A 2,838-nucleotide genomic window follows, 5' to 3' on the forward strand; every position below is an offset into this window, starting at 1 on the left:
TATCGATAAAAATCATATCGTGAAGCTGATTGTTGAATGACACGGGAACGTCAATCACATAGCGCCCGATGCACTGCGGTTTGGTCTGCGCAAACAAAGTATTTATTACTGGACTGTCCTTCTGCACTGGCGTGGATGCCTGCACAGCAGGCATCAGCATCTGTGCTAAGGGATCATAAGGACGAAAATACTGATATACCCCGTACCCCTGAGCAAACAAAATAGCAAAAATAATGGCTTTGCACCTGAACTTATTCATTGTGGAGCCTCCCTGTTATTATCTGCTATCCGTTTACGGATCTGTCTGGGGCAACGGCTGCTGAAGGCCCTTATCGTCAAACCAACACATACCGTATCCCTTGCCTGGCAGGAGCTGTAGAGGGCCCGGCGCTTTCACCAGCACGCCTGGTCATTTCAGCACCATTACCACCAATTCAATATATACCTACTGCCTGGTGTTTCCCGTAGTTGATCCGGTTCGATACCTGAACGTTCTGGTGATCCTGTCCCAGATATCAACCAGTTGTGAATCCGTATAGGTTTTCGTTTCCTTACCAGAGTTATGTAACTCAACAGAGAGTACGGGACGTTTCAAATCACCAGCTTTTTCATTACCGTAAAATTGAAACGTATAGTAATTAACGTTTTTCTCTTTCGGTTGATAGATGTCCTGCTTACCTTTCATCAGCCATTCTTCTGCATCTATGTCTGGTAACTTTACAGTGCCTTTCTTGAGAGTATTGGCACCAACCCTGATGAGGGCAGCATTTATTTCATTACCTCGTTGCAGTAATGTGTTGCCTTTATTCAGAGTGTTATAACTATTAACGACAATCTCAAAATCAGCTGACTTATATATATAAGTAATATCATCTTTCGATATCATATTTGTATCAATAATAAAACCTTCCGGAATACAGATGCCACGCAGTATTGGTACTTCCTCATCCTCTCTTCCCTTAAGTCGAGATAGCAGGCTTTGCATTTCCGCCAGCTTCTGAGGTTTATTGTTTAGGCTAGACTCACTCACTCCCGCATTTTTTAACATATTTTTCTTTTCAAAATATTTAGGATTTGTATGGTCCAGGAATTCTGAATACACGATGAATGCAACCCCTTTGCTATAAAGATGCCCTTCAAGAACCCGCATTCCTCCTGCCACACTTTCATTTACATTACGATCAAAGATGACTGCATTGTCATTTATCCGATATACCTGCTTCAGATAAGGAAGGTCTTTGGGATCAACTGTTGGACTATTATTTAATTCCTGCTCACGTAACCGGATACGTTGGGCAAAAGCCGGAGGATACAGCCGCTTGCTGGTGATTCTCATTTCATTGATCTTTACCTGCCCCATCGCAACATTACTGAATGAAGCGGGCACATCAAAAAGGTAGCGGCCAATGCACTGAGGTCTGGTATGTTCAAATAATTTATCCGTCATTTGTTTTTCCTTAGCCGTTAAAGGGGCTACCGGCCACGAACGGGTGAGCAACCAGAAAACCGTAGAGAGAATAAGGATGACTACAAGTAATCCCACCCATAAATGCCTTACCCGCATGAGGTGACCTCCCCGGTCATTTTTATAATCGAGCGTAACGTGAACTTCATCACAACGGAAAGACCGTTCTCCGTACTGGTATCCCCCACGGCATAGGCACCTTCATGATCGACGTCGGTGGCAAGCAGCGAGCGGATCCCGGCAAACCTAATCCTGCCGGCACGTACAGGTACGGTGCCGTCCCCGGCGCTGCCGGATGAGGTCAATTCAAACGTGTTCCCTGCTGCGTGGCGATAAACGAGAAGCTCAGGCGGTACGCCCATAACCGGCCTCGGTGCCTGGAGCTGCTGCCATATCAGATGATCGTCTGAAGGATATTTCTCACTGGCACCGTAAAATGCATAGGTATTGGGGTGATATTTTTCGTTTAAATGTTCTATAAAATTTTGCACATCCTGTTTTATCCTGCTCTGATAACTTTTCCATCCCTTACCCATATCATCCAGAAGCAAGTCTTTCTCACACAGCCGCCACCATTCACCTTCATTCAGATAAATTTCCGTGTATGGGTCAGACTCCGGCTTATTCATATTTACCGTGCCGTTAATTTTCAGCCAACCCGGCCCGTAGGCTTTACCCGGCAGCAGCTGCAGAGCGTCAGGCGGCTGGGCCAGTACCGGCATCAGGTTTGCTGCGTCAGCGCCAATTACCGCTCCGACAATACCCCGCTCGCCAGTCTTTATTCGGCGATATGCCGCCGGCGATCCCAGATCAGGCATAACGCCGTGAACAATACCCAGAACATTGTCTCTGCCTTTCATCTGTTCTGAATAATGTCGGGCCACCAGGCCGCCCATGGAGTGGGTGACGAGAATGACTTTATTGGCAGCAAGCCTTCCGTGATAAGTGACTAGTGTCTGACTGATATATCGCTCGAGAGACGCGGCCGAATCAGCGTTTGACTGCAGCCAGTTATAGCCAAAAACATGCACGGGAAAAAGGTAATCATAACTCCGCCTGACCTCAGGCTCAGTCAGCGCATCTTCGCCTTTCTCTGCACCTGAATTTTCACCAATAAGTAACTGGCGGGGTGTTCGCCTGCGGGTGCCATTAATCAGGTTATCAATCAGAATATGACCGTCATTCAGCATGCACTGAAGCACATGGAGAGGTTCACCGTAGCTTTTGTAAAGCGCACTGCCCCAGCCACGGGCCTCTCTTGTGAGGAACCCTCTGCCGTCAAGATCGTCGTAAAGTACCTTTTTCTTCATTTATAGCGCAGTGAATTTACCAGCCTGTCCCAGATGTCAATCATCTGCGCTTCGCTGTAGCGT

At 47.0% G+C, this 2,838-nt stretch carries 2 protein-coding genes and 1 pseudogene; all 3 read right to left on the reverse strand.

Annotated features, from left to right (window positions below; translation table 11 throughout):
• Window positions 1-259 (reverse strand): annotated as a pseudogene (locus OXR04_RS21475) (hypothetical protein); the annotation flags it as partial.
• 186 nt (window positions 260-445) lie between these two features.
• A complete protein-coding gene (locus OXR04_RS21480; protein WP_267372848.1) occupies window positions 446-1,447 on the reverse strand; it encodes a T6SS immunity protein Tli4 family protein in 1,002 nt (333 codons plus the stop codon).
• Between the two features lie 107 nt (window positions 1,448-1,554).
• Window positions 1,555-2,775, reverse strand: a complete 1,221-nt coding sequence (locus OXR04_RS21485; RefSeq protein WP_267372846.1) for a hypothetical protein — start codon at window positions 2,773-2,775, stop codon at window positions 1,555-1,557.
• Window positions 2,776-2,838: the final 63 nt, after the last annotated feature.

It is taken from the genome of Pantoea sp. GM_Pan_3, assembly GCF_026541045.1.
Classification (GTDB): domain Bacteria; phylum Pseudomonadota; class Gammaproteobacteria; order Enterobacterales; family Enterobacteriaceae; genus Pantoea; species Pantoea anthophila.

Excerpts from the sequence above, each read along its gene's own strand:
- OXR04_RS21480 (WP_267372848.1), bottom strand. The coding sequence starts at position 1,447 with ATGACGGATAAATTATTTGAACATACCAGACCTCAGTGCATTGGCCGC.
- OXR04_RS21485 (WP_267372846.1), bottom strand. The coding sequence starts at position 2,775 with ATGAAGAAAAAGGTACTTTACGACGATCTTGACGGCAGAGGGTTCCTC.